Source organism: Streptomyces sp. PH10-H1 (genome assembly GCF_030063355.1).
GTDB lineage: Bacteria > Actinomycetota > Actinomycetes > Streptomycetales > Streptomycetaceae > Actinacidiphila.
Map to the genome: position 1 here is coordinate 15,016 of NZ_JASISZ010000056.1, position 15,142 is coordinate 30,157.

Below are 15,142 nucleotides of genomic sequence, written 5' to 3' on the forward strand. Positions count from 1 at the left end.
AGAACGTCAGTAAACTTTGCCCTGGTCTCGCCCTTTGGGCATCCGTAGCGACCGGAGGATTGCAGTGGCAGCCAACGACCGGGCAGCAGCTCCCGGCAAGTCCGGCGGGAGTTCCGGTGCTGATGGGCTGATGCGCGCCTCGCTCAGCGCGGTAGCACCCGGCACCGGCCTGCGTGACGGACTCGAACGAATTCTGCGTGGCAACACGGGCGGTCTGATCGTCCTGGGCATGGACAAGACGGTCGAGTCGTTGTGTACCGGCGGCTTCGTCCTCGACGTCGATTTCACCGCGACCCGGCTGCGCGAGCTGGCCAAGCTCGACGGTGCGCTGATCCTCGACAAGGACATGACCAAAATCCTGCGGGCCGGCGTGCAGCTGGTCCCCGACTCGAACATCCCGACCGAGGAGACCGGCACCCGGCACCGCACCGCGGACCGGGTCAGCAAGCAAGTCAACTTCCCGGTCGTCTCGGTCAGCCAGTCGATGCGGCTGATCGCGCTGTATGTGGACGGGCAGCGCCGGGTCCTGGAGGACTCCGCCGCGATCCTGTCGCGCGCGAACCAGGCGCTGGCCACGCTGGAGCGCTACAAGCTCCGGCTGGACGAGGTGGCGGGCACGCTGTCCGCGCTGGAGATCGAGGACCTGGTCACCGTCCGGGACGTCAGCGCGGTCTCGCAGCGGCTGGAGATGGTCCGCCGGATCGCCACCGAGATCGCCGAGTACGTGGTCGAACTGGGCACCGACGGCCGGCTGCTGACCCTGCAGCTCGAGGAGCTGATCGCGGGTGTCGAGCCGGAGCGCGAGCTGGTCGTCAGGGACTACGTCCCGGAACCGACCGCCAAGCGGAACCGGACCGTGCCCGAGGCGCTCGTCGAACTGGACGCGCTGCCCCACTCCGAGCTGCTCGAACTCACCACAGTGGCCCGCGCCTTGGGCTACACCGGCTCTCCCGAGACGCTGGACTCCGCGGTGTCGCCGCGCGGCTACCGGCTGCTGGCGAAGGTGCCGCGGCTGCCGAACACGGTCATCGAGCGGCTGGTCGAGCACTTCGGCGGGCTGCAGAAGCTGCTCGCTGCGAGCGTCGACGACCTGCAGACGGTGGACGGCGTCGGCGAGGCGCGTGCCAGGTCGGTGCGGGAGGGGCTGTCGCGACTGGCGGAGTCGTCGATCCTGGAGCGGTACGTCTAGTTCGGGTCGCGCTGTCCTCAGGCGCCGGACGGGCTGAAAATTCAGCCCGTCCGGCGATCGAGGAAAAGCGTTCCGTCAGTCGGCCTTCAGAACGAACGACACCTGCTTCGGGGTGAAGCCCGGGAGCCTTGCCTCCACCAGGTATGTCGTTCCGACTGCCGCCTGCTGCCCCTTGGGGGTGGCGCAGTCCGGAGAGCTGGACTGGCGGTTCCACTCGATCGTGTACGTCGTCGAGTTCCGGGCCGGAACCTGCAGCAGATAGGCACCGCGGCCGGCCGGGCAGTCGTCGGTGGCCCACACATGCTTGTTGCCGGTGGTGTCGGTGACGGTGACGACGGCCGCCATTGATCCGAAGTCCAGTTTGCAGGCCGTGGCACCCGCGTTGGCCGCGGTCAGCTCGAACTTCGGCTTCTCGCCGGGCGCGTAGGAGTTCTTGGTGGTGCGCAGCGTCAACTGAACGTCGGAGACGGCGCAGTCGGCCAGCGAGGAGCCGGCCGGGAGCTGTCCGCCGGAGCCGCCGGCCGCCGCTCCGCCGGACGTGGCTCCGTTCGAACCGCCGCCCGTGGCACCGGAGTCGGTGCCGCCGGAGGGCGATGAGGAGGAGCCGCCGGACGAAGTCCCGTCCGAGGAACCGCCGCTGCCGCTCGCGCCACCGGTGTCGCGCCCGCCCGGGCGTGAGGGGATATGGGATCCGCTGGGGTCGGGGCCGGGCGTGATGGAGGTCGCCGGGGTGTGACCGCCGGGTCCCTTCGCGCCGGTACCGCCGCTGGAGCCGCCGGAGTTGACGACCCACGCGATCAGCACGGCGAGCAGTGCGACCAGGCAGAGCACGACAGCCCGCCGTCGCCAGTAGATGGACGACGGAAGAGGTCCGATCGGATTGCGCACAGAGCCCACACGCGAACTCTAGGGGAGATCAGCCGCGCACCGTCGCAACACCCGCCGCACCGGGCGCGGTCTTTCCCGATCATCACGTTTTCCCGCGGCCGCGGTCACTGTCAGTGGCATGTGCGAGGATCGATGACGCTATGAGCACAGACACGCGCGCCCCCGCCTCCCACGATCTGCACGCACCCGTCATCGACTGGTTCGACGAGCATGCCCGGGATCTCCCGTGGCGCCGCCCGGAGGCCGGGGCGTGGGGTGTGATGGTCAGCGAGTTCATGCTGCAGCAGACCCCCGTCAGCCGGGTGCTGCCGGTGTACGAGCAGTGGCTGGCGCGCTGGCCGCGCCCCGCCGATCTGGCCGCGGACGCGGCGGGTGAGGCGGTACGCGCCTGGGGGCGGCTCGGCTATCCGCGCCGCGCCCTGCGGCTGCACGCGGCGGCGACCGCGATAGCGCTGAGCCATGGCGGCGAAGTCCCGTGCGATCACGCCAAGTTGCTCGCCCTGCCCGGCATCGGCGAGTACACCGCCGCGGCCATCGCCTCGTTCGCGTACGGCCAGCGGCATTCCGTGCTGGACACCAACGTCCGCCGGGTCTTCGCCCGCGCCGTCACCGGCGTCCAGTACCCGCCGACCGCGACGACCGCCGCCGAGCGCCGTACCGCGCAGACGCTGCTGCCGCTGGACACGGGCACGGCCGCCCGCTGGGCGGCGGCCACGATGGAGCTGGGCGCGCTGGTCTGTACGGCGCGCGGCCCCGAGTGCGTCCGCTGCCCGATCGCGGCGAGCTGCGCCTGGCGGCTGGCCGGCTCCCCCGCGCACACCGGCCCGGCGCGCCGCGGCCAGAAGTACGCGGGCACCGACCGGCAGGTGCGCGGCAAGCTCCTGGCCGTGCTGCGGGACGCCGTCGAACCCGTGCCGCAATCCGCACTGGACGCGGTGTGGGCAGAACCGGTGCAGCGGGCTCGCGCGCTGGACGGGCTGGTGGAGGACGGACTGGTCGAGCCGCTGGCCGACGGAGTGTACCGACTGCCGGTTTAAACCCCTTCGGGACGTTGGTCCTGAGGCTGTTACAGAATCGACGGCTTCCTGTGAGCCCCCTGTGGGGCCACGGTGGCAAAAGCCCAACATCCCCTCCGTAGCGTCTTCCCAGTCGGAACGGTGCGCGCATCAGCGCAGCAGTCGGCAGGGCGGGACAGCACGGGACGGAGGGCACCCATGGCGGCGAACGGCGCGGTACTGGAGTTCGAGGAGTACGTACGGACCCGGCAGGATGCACTGCTGCGCAGCGCCCGGCGGCTGGTACCCGACCCGATCGACGCCCAGGACCTCGTGCAGACCGCGCTGGTGCGCACCTACCCGCGCTGGGACGGCATCGCCGACAAGACGCTCGCGGACGCCTATATGCGCCGCGTCATGATCAACACACGGACCGAGTGGTGGCGGAACCGCAAACTCGACGAGATCCCCACCCAGGAGCTGCCCGACGCCAGCGTCGACGACGGCGCCGACCAGCGCGCCGACCGCGAGATGCTGCGTGACGCCCTGAAGGTCCTCGCGCCCAAGCAGCGCCAGGTCGTCATGTTGCGCCACTACGGCCAGCTGTCCACCGAGGAGACCGCCAGCGCGCTCGGAATGTCGACGGGTACGGTGAAGAGCACCTTGCACCGGGCGCTGGCCCGGTTGCGCCACGAGCTGGAGCACGGCCGCTACGGCTACTCACGGATGGAGGGTGTGTGCGCCGCCTAGCAGCGCTGACCGCGGTGGCAGTGTCACTCTGCCTGCTGACCGCGCTCGCAGGCTGCAAGACGGGCACCGGGGCCCGCCGTGAGGGTCCCGCGCCGCTCCAGACGGCGGTGAAGGCCCAGGCCAGCTCGGCCCCGTCCATCGCCGGTGACCCGGCCGCGCTGGCGAAGCTGGTCAAGAAGGACACCCAGAACGTCAGCCAGGAGGTACGCCAGGACCTCGCGCCCTGCGCCGGCGACGAATACCCGGTGGACACCTCCTCCGGCGACCTCACCAGCGGCGACGGACCCGACCTGATCGTGAACGTCGCGACCTGCGGTGACGGCATGGGTATCGCAAGCTATGTGTACCGGATGATCGACGGGCAGTATCAGAACGTCTTCACCGACGAGCAGCCTCCGGTGTACGGCACCGCGGACAACGGCAAACTGCAGATCATCCGCCAGGTCTACAAGAGCGACGACCGGGTCTGCTGCCCCACCGGGCAGGAGGCCCTGACGTACGTATGGAAGGGCAATAGGTTCGTGCAGGTGCAGCGCACGTACACCGACTCCGGGGACGCTCTGCCCGCACCTACTTCGGAAAAGAAGTCGAATGGCTGAAACCCATGTCCTGTTCGTCGAGGACGACGACGTCATCCGCGAGGCGACGACGCTCGCGCTGGAGCGCGACGGCTTCAAGGTGACGGCGGTGGCCGACGGGCTGACCGGCCTGGAGGCGTTCCGCGCCGAGCAGCCCGATCTCGCGCTGCTCGATGTGATGGTGCCCGGCCTGGACGGCGTCAGCCTGTGCCGGCGGATCCGGGACGAGTCGACGGTGCCGGTGATCATGCTGTCCGCGCGCGCCGACTCGATCGACATAGTCCTCGGCCTGGAGGCCGGCGCCGACGACTATGTGACGAAACCCTTCGACGGGGCGGTTCTGGTCGCCCGGATCCGGGCGGTACTGCGCCGTTTCGGCCACGCCTCCTCCGGTGACGAACCGGCGGAGGCTGCCCTGCTGTCCTTCGGCGACATCGAGATCGACCCCGAGGGCCTGGAAGTGACCCGCGGCGGCGAGCGGCTCGCGCTGACCCCCACCGAGATGCGGCTGCTGCTGGAGTTCTCCGCCGCCCCCGGCGCCGTGCTCTCCCGCGACCGGCTGCTGGAACGGGTCTGGGACTATGAGTGGGGCGGCGACACCCGAGTGGTCGACGTCCATGTCCAGCGGTTGCGCGTCAAGATCGGCCAGGACCGTATCGAGACGGTGCGCGGCTTCGGTTACAAACTCAGGGCCTGACAGACCATGCCGCTTTTCCCCCGCTCCAGGCCAATTTTCTTCCGATCCAGGCCGCTATTCCAGCGCTCCAGGCCACTTTTCCCGCGCTCCAGTCTGCGCTGGAAGCTCAGCGCGGCCATCGCGTGCGTGTCGGTGCTCGTCGCCGTGGCACTGAGCCTCGTGGTGCACAACGCCGCCCGCGTCAGCATGATCGACAACTCTCGCGACGTCCAGGACGAGCGGATACAGTCCGCGCTGCGGATCTACGAGCTGACCGGACGCAAGGTCTTCTCCACCAAGCTCGACGACCCCGCCCTGCCCGAGCCGCTCAAGGCGTTCGCGGCCAAGGGCGAACGCGCCACCTACGTCCAGGACAGCGGCGGCGCGCCGATCGTCTGGGCCGTGACGCCGACCAACGACGGCCACATCCTGTCGCTGCGCACCGCCTTCAAGGACCGTTACTCGGTCCTCGTCGACCTCGACCAGGCGCTGGTCGTCGGCTCGCTCGCCGTGGTGCTGGGCGGCACCGCGCTCGGCGTGCTGATCGGCGGGCAGATGTCCCGGCGGCTGCGCAAGGCCGCCGTCGCGGCCCGCAAGGTGGCCGACGGCAATCCCGAGGTGCGGGTGCGGGACGCGATCGGCGGCCGGGTCCGTGACGAGACCGACGAGCTGGCGTCCGCCGTCGACGCGATGGCCGACGCCCTGCAGGACCGGCTGGAGGCCGAGCGCCGGGTCACCGCCGACATCGCCCATGAGCTGCGCACCCCGGTGACCGGGCTGGTCACGGCCGCCGAGCTGCTGCCACCGGGCCGCCCCGCGGAGCTGGTCCGGGACCGCGCCCAGGCGCTGCGCACCCTGATCGAGGACGTCCTGGAGGTCGCGCGGCTGGACGGGGCGGCGGAACACGCCGACCTCCAGGAGGTCGCGCTGGGTGATTTCGTCCGCCGCCGGGTGCTGTCGCTCGATCCCGACGCCGTGGTCACCGTGTTCGAGGACGCGGTGGTGCTCACCGATCCGCGCCGGCTGGAGCGCATCCTCGGCAATCTGCTGGCCAACGCCACCCGGCACGGCAAGCCGGTGATCGAGGTGAGCATCAACGGGCCGTTCCTGCGGATCCGCGACCACGGTCCCGGCTTCCCCGACGACCTGCTGCGCGAGGGCCCGAGCCGCTTCCGTACCGGCAGCTCCGACCGGGCGGGCGGCGATCACGGCCTCGGCCTCACCATCGCCGCCGGCCAGGCCCGCGTCCTGCGCGCCCGGCTCACCTTCCGCAACGCTCCGTCCTCCGACGGCGGCGGAGCCATCGCACAGCTGCTGCTGCCGCGGTGACGACGACGGCCCCCGGCGCGGTGCCGGGGGCCGTCGGTGGTGCGGTCGTGCTTTCTTTCGGTCGTGCTTTCTTTGGGTCGTGCGGTCGTTACGGGGTCAGATCGCGTCGGCCGGCTGGAGCGCCTGATCGGCGGGGGCCTCGTCCTTGCCGCCGGCCTGCGGGGCCCCGCGCAGCGGGATCTCCTTGATGAACCAGGCCGCCACGAAGCCGACGACGCTGATCACCGCACCCCACAGGAAGACGGTGTGGGTGCCGTTGGAGACCGCGTGCAGATAGGCGTTCCGGATATCCGTCGGCAGGTGGGCGATGCCCGCCGGGTCCAGCTGAGCCGAGCCCGCGATCGCCTTGTTCCCGGCGGCGCCGCCGAGCGACGCCATGGTGGACTGCACATGGTGGGTGAACAGCGCCCCGAAGAGCGAGACGCCGAACGAGCCGCCGATGGTGCGGAAGAGTGTCGAGGACGAGCTGCCGACGCCGATGTCCTTCATCTCGACGCTGTTCTGCGCGACGAGCATGGTGATCTGCATCAGGAAGCCCATGCCCGCACCGAGCACGGCCATGTAGACGCCCGACGTGAACCGGCTGGTGCCGGTGTCCATCATCGACAGCAGATACATCCCGACGGTGATCAGCGCGCCGCCGATGATCGGGAAGATCTTGTACTTGCCGCTCTGGGTGGTGACCCGGCCCGCGATGAGCGAGACCACCATCATCGCCACCAGCATCGGCAGGAGCAGCATGCCGGAGTTGGTGGCGGAGGCGCCCTGGACGGTCTGCTGGTAGAGCGGCAGGAACGTCATCGCGCCGAACATCACGAAGCCGACGAGGAAGCCGATCAGGGAGATCAGCGAGAAGTTGCGGCTGCGGAAGATGTGCAGCGGCATGACCGGCTCGGCAGCGCGGGTCTCGGCGTGGATGAAGGCGGCGATCGCGGCCACGCCGAGCACGAGCAGCCCGATGATCTGGGTGGAGGCCCAGCCGTACTGGGTGCCGCCCCAGGTGGTGATGAGCACCAGCGAGGTGATGCCGACCGTGAGCAGCGCGGCGCCGAGGTAGTCGATACGGGCCTGTACGCGCTTCTTCGGCAGGTGCAGCACGATGTAGATCATGGCGAGCGCCACCACGCCGAGCGGCAGGTTGATGTAGAAGCTCCAGCGCCAGCCCCAGTTGTCGGTGATGGTGCCGCCGACGAGCGGTCCGCCGATCATCGCGAGCGCCATGACGCCGGCCATCATGCCCTGGTACCTGCCGCGCTCGCGCGGCGGTATGAGGTCGCCGATGATGGCCATCACACCGACGATCAGACCGCCCGCGCCGAGGCCCTGGATCGCGCGGAAGGCGATCAGCTGGTCCATCGACTGGGAGAGGCCGGAGAGCGCCGAGCCGATCAGGAACAGCACGATCGACGTCATGAAGATGCCCTTGCGACCGTACATGTCGCCGAGCTTTCCCCAGATGGGCGTGGAAGCGGCGGTCGCAAGGGTGTAGGCGGTGACCACCCAGGAGAGGTGGTTGAGGCCGCCCAGTTCGCCGACGATCGTCGGCATCGCGGTCCCGATGATCATATTGTCGAGCATCGCGAGCAACATCGCGATCATGAGCCCGAGCAGAACCACACGCACACTGCGCTGAGGAGCCGCTTCGGGTGGCGTTTCTGCGGTCTGGGACATGACCGGTGCCTCCCCCTGGATGGGGCGGCCCGCTCGTGCCTTTGGTACTTACTTGCCGCCCGGCTAGTTCGCTACGATTCCGAAGGTAAGCCGCAGCTAGCCGGTCGTCAAGTAAGTAGTTTACGTTTGACCAAAGCCGTACCGGCGTGAGCGCAGGAGAGCAGCAGCCATGGGCACAACGCACACACGCCGCGGCGGCACCCGCCGCCGCATCCAGGACGTCGCGCTCGAACTCTTCGCCGAGCAGGGCTACGAGAAGACCTCGCTGCGCGAGATCGCCGAGCATCTCGATGTCACCAAGGCCGCGCTCTACTACCACTTCAAAACCAAGGAAGACATCCTCACCGGCATCGTCGCCGACGTCGGCCGGCCGGTCGACGAGCTGATCACCTGGGCCGAGGCGCAGCCGCGCACCCTGGAGAACAAGCAGGAGATGCTGCGCCGCTACAGCGCGGCCCTGTGGGGCGCCGCCCCGCTGTTCCGCTTCATCCAGGAGAACCAGGCCACGGTCCGCGACCTGAGCATCGGCGAGCAGTTCAAGAGCAAGATGCTCGCCCTCAACGGTCTGCTCAAGGAACCCGGGTTCTCGATGGCGAGCCAGGTCCGCTGCATCACCGCGCTCTTCGCCATGCACGCCGGGATGTTCGCCGTGCAGAACATCGACGGCGACCCCGAGGAGAAGCGCGAAGCAATCCTCGGGGTCGCCCTCGATCTCATCGCCCAGGCCCACCAGAACCTGGACTGAGTCCTACGGGTACGGGTACGGGTACGGGTACTGCGGTCACATGGTGACGCCGTGCAGGCGCAGGAACGCGAGCGGCTCGACGCCCGAGCCGTAGTTCGGCGTCGTACGGGCCTCGAAGTGCAGGTGCGGGCCGGTCGAGTTCCCGGTGCTGCCGGACTTGCCTATCTCCTGGCCCGTGCTCACCGTCTGGCCGGCCGAGACCTCGAGCTTCGACAGGTGCCCGTACTGGGTGTACGTGCTGTCCGCGTGCTTGATCACGATGTTGTTGCCGTAGGCGCCGCCCCAGCCGGCCTCGACGACGGTGCCGCCGTGCACGGCCATGACCTGCGTGCCGGTCGGCACCACGAAGTCCTGGCCGGAGTGGGTGTGCGCCCAGTGCGCACCGGCCTGCGCGAACGCCGCGCCGATCGTGTAGCTGCTCACGGGCTTCACCCAGGCGTTCACGCGCGCCGAGCGGTCCGCGGCGGACTTCTCGTCCGCCCGCTTCTTCGCGTCGGCGGCCGCGGCGGCCGTCTTCTTCTGCCCGTCCGCCTGCGTCTTCATCACGTCCGCGATGCCGCTCACCGACGACGCGGTCCCGAAGAGACCGGCGGCCTGCGAGTCGGCGGCCATCGCCGCCGTAGAGCCCAGCGCGAGTGCCGCGCACAGCCCGCCCGCCACCACGGCCGCACGGCCACGCATGACGGACTTCGGAGCGCGGTACTTCGTTGAGTTCTTGAGCATGCGGGATTACCTCACTGATTGGGGGATACGGACAGGAACGGCTGCGGGGCCGTCGTCTCGCCATTCAGTGGTAACGCGCCGCCCGGCGGCCGCACAAGGCCCCCTTCTACTAACCGCGGCCGTAGCGAATGCAAGGACGAAACACCTCTTGCCAAGCCCCGCAGCTACTGAAATCGCGTTCCAAACCACCCATCACCACCCAAAACAAGGCCCCGGCGACGTCTGGCCTGTGATGCACGTCACTCACAAGGAGGTCCCACCAGCGCCGGTGAAGCGTCGACTATTCCGCCTAGTAAGGCCGGAATGGCGCGTGTGCCATGTCACCCCGCAATAAGATCCATTGCCTTTCGCACGGGCCCTTGGGCTATTCACCCCGGGCCGGAAGTCCTGTGGCCCCCGTCACTCAACCCCTCACTCGATTCCCCGGAAAACATGGCGGCGCCCGCCCCGGCTGCTCTACCGTTGCCCCACCGAACAGGGGCGGGGGCGCACACGATGGCGGCGGACGAGTACCTCAATGACATCGAACTGGCCGATGCGGTCGAGGCGGTCCGCGAGGGCCTGACCACCGCTGCCGCGCGCGGCACCGGCAAGGCCGTCCGTTTCGAGGTCGGCGACATCCATATGGAGTTCACCGTCGAGATCCGCCGCGACGTCCACGGCAAGGCCGGCGTCAAGGCCTGGGTCGTCGACGCCGGTGTGGAAGGCACCCGCTCCCGGGGCCGCACCCACACGGTCTCCTTCACCCTCAAGCCCAAGAACGCCACCACCGGAGGCCACCTCGACGTCCACATGGACGACGAGGGCGACAGCAGCCACTTCACCGACGCCGGCAGCTGAAGGCGGTGCCCAGCGGGCCCCAGCGCGAACGGATCGCGGCGGTCTTCTCCGGCGGTCGACAGGGCAGCGGCTATCTGCTCAATGCGCACCTCGTACTGACCGCGGACCATGTCGTCGCAGACCCGGACGACATCCGCGTCATCACCCTGGGTGGCCGGGGCGAGGTGAGGTGCAGGCGTGTCTGGTCCGGGCGCGAGGAGATCACCGACAAGGACCTCAACGTCGATATCGCCCTGCTGCTCGCGGAAGGGGACATCACCCTGTTCCCCGCGGACACCACGTCAGAGCACTACTGGGGAAACCTCACGTCGCTCACGCCGGTCCGCGGCTGCGAGGCGTTCGGGTTCCCCCTGGTCCAGCGTGACGCGGCCGGCCGGCTGGAGAGTGAGCAGCTCACCGGAACGCTGAAACCCGGCGCCGGACTCCTCAGCGGCAACCACGCGCTGACGCTCGACGACACGCCGCCCGCACCACGTCCGGACGGCGCCTCCCCGTGGGCCGGCGTATCCGGGGCGCCGGTCTTCCGGCGCGACACGCTGCTCGGCATCGTGTCCGGAGATCCCTACGGGTGGCAGCACGGCCGGCTGACTGTGGTCCCGGTGGCCGGCCTGCTCGACAGGCAGACGTTCACGGATGCCCTCGGAAGCAGCGGCGGTTCTTTCTCGGTCACTTCCGGCCCGCTGCCGATCGATGAGGACGACACGTTCGAGACCCGGTACGCCCGCTTCCTCGCCGAGCGCCACAGCCGGCTCACCATCTTCGGAATCGACCTCAGCAGCCGTTCCCGCGCCAGCTGGCCGCTCGACGCCGCCTACGTCAGCCTGGAGACCACCAGCCCGGAACGCCACACCCACGAGGACGGCATCCCGGCACCCAGCGGCCCCCGTCCCGCCGACCAGGCACTCGCGGGACACGACCGCGTGCTGTTGCGCGGCGTCGCCGGATCCGGCAAGACCACGCTCGTGCAGTGGCTCACCGTTTCGGCACTCCGTGACGACGGGCCGGGCCGCATCCCCTTCGTGCTGCCGCTGCGCACCCTCATCCACCGCGACGCGCTGCCCCTCCCCGCCGACTTCCTCGCCGCCGTCCGCGCCCCGATCTCCCCGCCGCCGGGATGGGCCGAACGCGTACTCACCGCCGGACGCGGCCTGCTGCTCGTCGACGGCATCGACGAGATCGGCGAACGCGAGCGGGAACAGGTACGGGACTGGCTGCGCGATCTGCTGATCGCCTTCCCCGGCAACCAGTGGATGGTCACCTCCCGGCCGTCCGCCGTGGAGGAGTCCTGGCTCGCACGGGAAGGGTTCACCGACCTCACGCTCGCGCCGATGAGCCGTCCCGGCGTGACCGCATTCGTCGACCGCTGGCACGACGCCGCCCGCGCGACCGAGACGGACGACGAGGAACTCGCCCGTCTCGACGTATACCAGGGCTCCCTGCACGAGGCCATCCGCACCAAACAGGACCTCGCCCGCCTCGCCACCAACCCCCTGATGTGCGGCCTGATCTGCGCCCTGCACCGCGACCGGCACGGCTATCTCCCGCACGGCCGCAGAGAGCTGTATGAAGCCGCGCTCTCGATGCTGCTCACCCGCCGCGACCGGGAGCGCGATCTGACCGTCCAGCTCACCGAGGAACCGCAGATCCAGCTCCTCCAGAAGCTCGCCTACTGGATGATCCGCAACGGCCAGGCCGAGATGGACCAGTCCGACGCGATCAGTCTCATCGAAGCGGCCCTCCCGTCCATGCCCGCCGTCGCCGAGCTGGGCGACGCCCGGCAGATCTTCCGCCATCTGCTGGAACGCAGCGGCCTGCTCCGCGAGCCGGCCGAAGGCACCGTCGACTTCATCCACCGCACCTTCCAGGACTACCTCGGCGCGAAGGCGGCGGTCGAGGAGCGCGACTTCGACCTGATGGTCCGCAACGCCCACCACGACCAGTGGTCCGACGTCATCCGGATGGCCACCGCCCACGCCCGCCCGGCCGAACGCGCCCGCCTGCTGCGCAAACTGATCGCCCGCGGCGACCGCACCCAGTCCCACCGCTCCCGCCTGCACCTGCTGGCCATGGCCTGCCTGGAACACGCCCCAGAACTGGACCCCGCCGTCCGCGCGGAGGTGAACGCACGGACGGCCGCCCTCATCCCGCCACGCACCGACGGTGAGGCTGCTGCGCTCGCGGCCATCGGCCCGGTCGTCCTGGAGCTTCTTCCGGGCCCCGACGGCTTGGAGGACGACGAGGCGCGAGCCGTCGTCTGGACTGCCCTCGCCATCGGTACCGACGCAGCGATTCCGCTGCTGGCCCGGTTCCGCCACCATAAGGACCCGTTGGTCCGCAGCCCTCTCGCATCACGCTGGCGCATTGTGGACGACCCGGAACGCTACGCGGCCGAGGTCCTCACGCACCTTCCCAGGAGCGGGACCCTCTATTTCGCCAATACACGGGACGACCTCCGAACGCTCGGCCGGATGGGCGGAGTGGAACAACTCTGCGTGTCAGGACCGCTGCGCAAGGACGATCTCACCGCCCATCTTGAGCCCGGCATCGTGAGTTACCTCGCCCTTTCCAGGGACTTTCTGATGGATGGCCTCGGATTCCTGTCCGCCTTTCCGCGACTGAACTTCCTGCAACTCTCTCGGTCCAGTCCGCTCACCGACCTGTCCCCGCTGGGGAGCCTGCCGCTCTCCGACTTCGCTCTCTTCGGACCGTCCTGCTTCGACCTGGCCAGCCTCGCGACAAGCACCCGCCTTGAGTCGCTGGCCCTCGGATACGGCGTGCTGCGGGGCGAAATCCGCTCGCTTCCCCGGACCCTCCCCCTGAAAAAACTCGAACTCATTGGAATGGACGCACGGCTGACGGGCATCGGGGAATTCCCCGCGCTACGGCACCTGGGCCTCGCCGCCCGGGAATCGCTGCCCTTGCCGGAGGAGTGGGACCATCTGACCGCCCACCCCGGACTCCGTTCGCTCACCTTCGCCTTCAACGATCAGGGGGAAAGGCTGCCGCGCGGACTGGAGATGCCGGGGATCGAGAGCCTAGAGGTCAGCGGATCGTATGTGGCGACGCGATGGGAGGACATCGTGCGCTGCTTCCCGTCGATCCGTGAATTGCGCATCCACGACACCCCGGCGGACCACTGCACCATCGATCTGGCGCCGCTCGCCGAACTCCCCCACCTCACGACCGTGCACGTCTCCAACGCCACCGCCATCCTCAACGCCGACCGGCTCCCCACTGCCAAGGTCACGGCCCGCCCCCGCCCCCGCGATTGGGGAACCGCCCGAGTGTGAACCACACGCCCTTCCCCGGCGGCCCTGCTTCCGTGACCCCGCACCCGTCGGCCAGCGCCGTCACCAGGAACAGCCCGCGCCCGCCCACCTCCCAAACCCCCGACCGACGCGGCGCCGGCCGCCCTGACCCGCCGCCATACACCGCGACCCGCACCTCTGCTTCCTCCACGGCCAGCCGCAAGTGAACGTCCCCACCCGCATGCCGGTGGACGTTCGTCACCAACTCCGACGTACAGACGGCCGCGGTATCGGCCAGCCGCCCCAGCCCCTCCGCGCTGAGCGCGGCGCGGACGAAATCCCGGCAGATCTTGGGAGCGGTCGCCGTTCCCGGGGCGAACAGGGTGTACGTGTGCGGTCGTTGATCGCCGTCCGGGCCAACTGCCTGGAACTCGCCGTCTCCCCGTCTGACGGAACGATCCGCCTCCGCGAATCCGACGCCCCCGGCGTCGTCCTCACCACCACCCGCGCCCGCCTCGCGGCCCTGCTCGCCCGTATCAAGGCCGACGAGGTCACCCTCAGGCCCTTTCACCCGTTCGGCGGATATGCCGGGCAATAGTCGATCATGGCTCCTTGCTCCACGCAAAGCTCGGCATCATGTCGAAAAAGATCGAGAATCAGCGGGTGATCCCCGCACAGCCCGGTGCCATGCCGTCCTGGTACGGCGACCTGCTGGGCGAAGTGAAGGACGCCGTCGGGCAGGCTCGCAGCCGGGTGCAGCGGGCGGTGAACACCGAGCTCATCCAGATGTACTGGGAGATCGGTCACCGCATCCTGGCGCGCCAGGATGCGGGGGGCTGGGGGACCAAGGTCGTCGAACGGCTGTCGGCCGATCTCAAAAGCGCGTTCCCGCATCAGCGCGGCTTCTCGCGGAGCAACTTGATTTACATGCACAGGATGGCCAGGACCTGGCCGGAGCCAATTGTCCAACAACCTGTTGGACAATTGCCGTGGGGGCACATCACCGTTCTCATGAGCAAGCTGAGCACCCGTGCCGAGCTGGACTTCTACACCGCCAACGCCGTGCAGCACGGTTGGTCACGCGGGATGCTGGAGCACTGGATCGCGAGCCGGCTGCACTTCACTCAGGGCGCCGCAGCGACGAATTTCACGGCGACGATTCCCGACGGGGCGGATGTCCTGCAGGACATCGTCAAGGATCCCTACCGCCTCGACTTTCTCGGCCTGGATACCGCGCGTGACCCCGAGCGCGATGACGCGACGATCGGCATTCTCATTGGTACCCACCAGAATGCGGATACCTCGCGGATCGCCCTGGACGGCAACAGCCGTCCCCTCGCTGTCAGTACGTACGCCACTCTCCGCCGGAGGCGCGGGCGCTGATGCCGAGTGAGGAGGACCTCGCCCGGGTGGCCCAGGGCGTCTTCGACGCGGACATCACCGCGCCGTGAGCAGGTGACGGCCGTCGGGTGGACGCAAATGGGGCGGGGCCGGGCCCGCCCAGGGTGCG

15 protein-coding genes are annotated in these 15,142 nt (G+C 69.3%); 11 read left to right on the forward strand and 4 right to left on the reverse strand.

Translation table 11 applies throughout. From position 1 onward, the window contains the following. Nucleotides 1-64: 64 nt before the first annotated feature. Complete coding sequence (disA, locus tag QMK24_RS28335) at nt 65-1,189, forward strand: DNA integrity scanning diadenylate cyclase DisA (protein WP_283469643.1); 1,125 nt, start codon at nt 65-67, stop codon at nt 1,187-1,189. A gap of 75 nt (nt 1,190-1,264) precedes the next feature. On the opposite strand, the gene QMK24_RS28340 is transcribed toward disA, so the two are convergent. Beyond that, nucleotides 1,265-2,086, reverse strand: a complete 822-nt coding sequence (locus QMK24_RS28340; RefSeq protein WP_283469644.1) for a hypothetical protein — start codon at nt 2,084-2,086, stop codon at nt 1,265-1,267. A 131-nt stretch (nt 2,087-2,217) separates the two neighbouring features. Between QMK24_RS28340 and QMK24_RS28345 the strand changes: the two genes are divergently transcribed. From QMK24_RS28345 to QMK24_RS28365, 5 genes are all read left to right on the forward strand, one after another. Next, a complete protein-coding gene (locus QMK24_RS28345) occupies nt 2,218-3,114 on the forward strand; it encodes an HhH-GPD family protein (protein WP_283469645.1) in 897 nt (298 codons plus the stop codon). 177 nt (nt 3,115-3,291) lie between these two features. Next, nucleotides 3,292-3,822 (forward strand): SigE family RNA polymerase sigma factor, encoded by a 531-nt coding sequence (locus QMK24_RS28350; protein ID WP_283469647.1) that lies wholly within the window; start codon nt 3,292-3,294, stop codon nt 3,820-3,822. Further along, complete coding sequence (locus QMK24_RS28355; protein ID WP_283469648.1) at nt 3,810-4,421, forward strand: hypothetical protein; 612 nt, start codon at nt 3,810-3,812, stop codon at nt 4,419-4,421. Before QMK24_RS28350 ends, QMK24_RS28355 begins: the two co-directional genes overlap by 13 nt. Continuing rightward, complete coding sequence (cseB, locus tag QMK24_RS28360) at nt 4,414-5,097, forward strand: two-component system response regulator CseB (RefSeq protein WP_283469649.1); 684 nt, start codon at nt 4,414-4,416, stop codon at nt 5,095-5,097. The genes QMK24_RS28355 and cseB overlap by 8 nt, the downstream gene beginning before the upstream one ends. Nucleotides 5,098-5,103: 6 nt before the next feature. Further along, nucleotides 5,104-6,405 (forward strand): sensor histidine kinase, encoded by a 1,302-nt coding sequence (locus QMK24_RS28365; RefSeq protein WP_283469650.1) that lies wholly within the window; start codon nt 5,104-5,106, stop codon nt 6,403-6,405. 96 nt (nt 6,406-6,501) lie between these two features. Here the strand turns inward: QMK24_RS28365 and QMK24_RS28370 are convergent, their stop codons facing one another. Next, nucleotides 6,502-8,076: an MDR family MFS transporter gene (locus QMK24_RS28370; protein WP_283469651.1), complete on the reverse strand. Its 1,575-nt coding sequence runs from the start codon at nt 8,074-8,076 to the stop codon at nt 6,502-6,504. A 169-nt stretch (nt 8,077-8,245) separates the two neighbouring features. Between QMK24_RS28370 and QMK24_RS28375 the strand changes: the two genes are divergently transcribed. Continuing rightward, nucleotides 8,246-8,821, forward strand: a complete 576-nt coding sequence (locus QMK24_RS28375; RefSeq protein ID WP_283469652.1) for a TetR/AcrR family transcriptional regulator — start codon at nt 8,246-8,248, stop codon at nt 8,819-8,821. A gap of 36 nt (nt 8,822-8,857) precedes the next feature. Here the strand turns inward: QMK24_RS28375 and QMK24_RS28380 are convergent, their stop codons facing one another. Continuing rightward, nucleotides 8,858-9,544 carry a M23 family metallopeptidase gene (locus QMK24_RS28380; protein ID WP_283469653.1) on the reverse strand — a complete coding sequence of 229 codons (687 nt, stop codon included), beginning with the start codon at nt 9,542-9,544 and terminating at the stop codon, nt 8,858-8,860. A gap of 495 nt (nt 9,545-10,039) precedes the next feature. Between QMK24_RS28380 and QMK24_RS28385 the strand changes: the two genes are divergently transcribed. Beyond that, nucleotides 10,040-10,384 carry a trypco2 family protein gene (locus QMK24_RS28385; protein WP_283469654.1) on the forward strand — a complete coding sequence of 115 codons (345 nt, stop codon included), beginning with the start codon at nt 10,040-10,042 and terminating at the stop codon, nt 10,382-10,384. A 5-nt stretch (nt 10,385-10,389) separates the two neighbouring features. Continuing rightward, nucleotides 10,390-13,674, forward strand: a complete 3,285-nt coding sequence (locus QMK24_RS28390; RefSeq protein WP_283469655.1) for a serine protease — start codon at nt 10,390-10,392, stop codon at nt 13,672-13,674. Here QMK24_RS28390 and QMK24_RS28395 read toward each other — a convergent pair. Continuing rightward, nucleotides 13,628-14,014: an ATP-binding protein gene (locus tag QMK24_RS28395; protein ID WP_283469689.1), complete on the reverse strand. Its 387-nt coding sequence runs from the start codon at nt 14,012-14,014 to the stop codon at nt 13,628-13,630. The two genes, QMK24_RS28390 and QMK24_RS28395, sit on opposite strands and share 47 nt — an antisense overlap. A 9-nt stretch (nt 14,015-14,023) precedes the next feature. On the opposite strand from QMK24_RS28395, the gene QMK24_RS28400 reads away from it, so the two are divergent. Both QMK24_RS28400 and QMK24_RS28405 read left to right on the forward strand, forming a co-directional pair. Continuing rightward, entirely contained in the window at nt 14,024-14,230 is a 207-nt protein-coding gene (locus QMK24_RS28400; protein ID WP_283469656.1) for a DUF397 domain-containing protein, read from the forward strand. Nucleotides 14,231-14,244: 14 nt separating this feature from the next. Next, nucleotides 14,245-15,015: a DUF1016 N-terminal domain-containing protein gene (locus tag QMK24_RS28405; RefSeq protein ID WP_283469657.1), complete on the forward strand. Its 771-nt coding sequence runs from the start codon at nt 14,245-14,247 to the stop codon at nt 15,013-15,015. Nucleotides 15,016-15,142 lie beyond the last annotated feature (127 nt).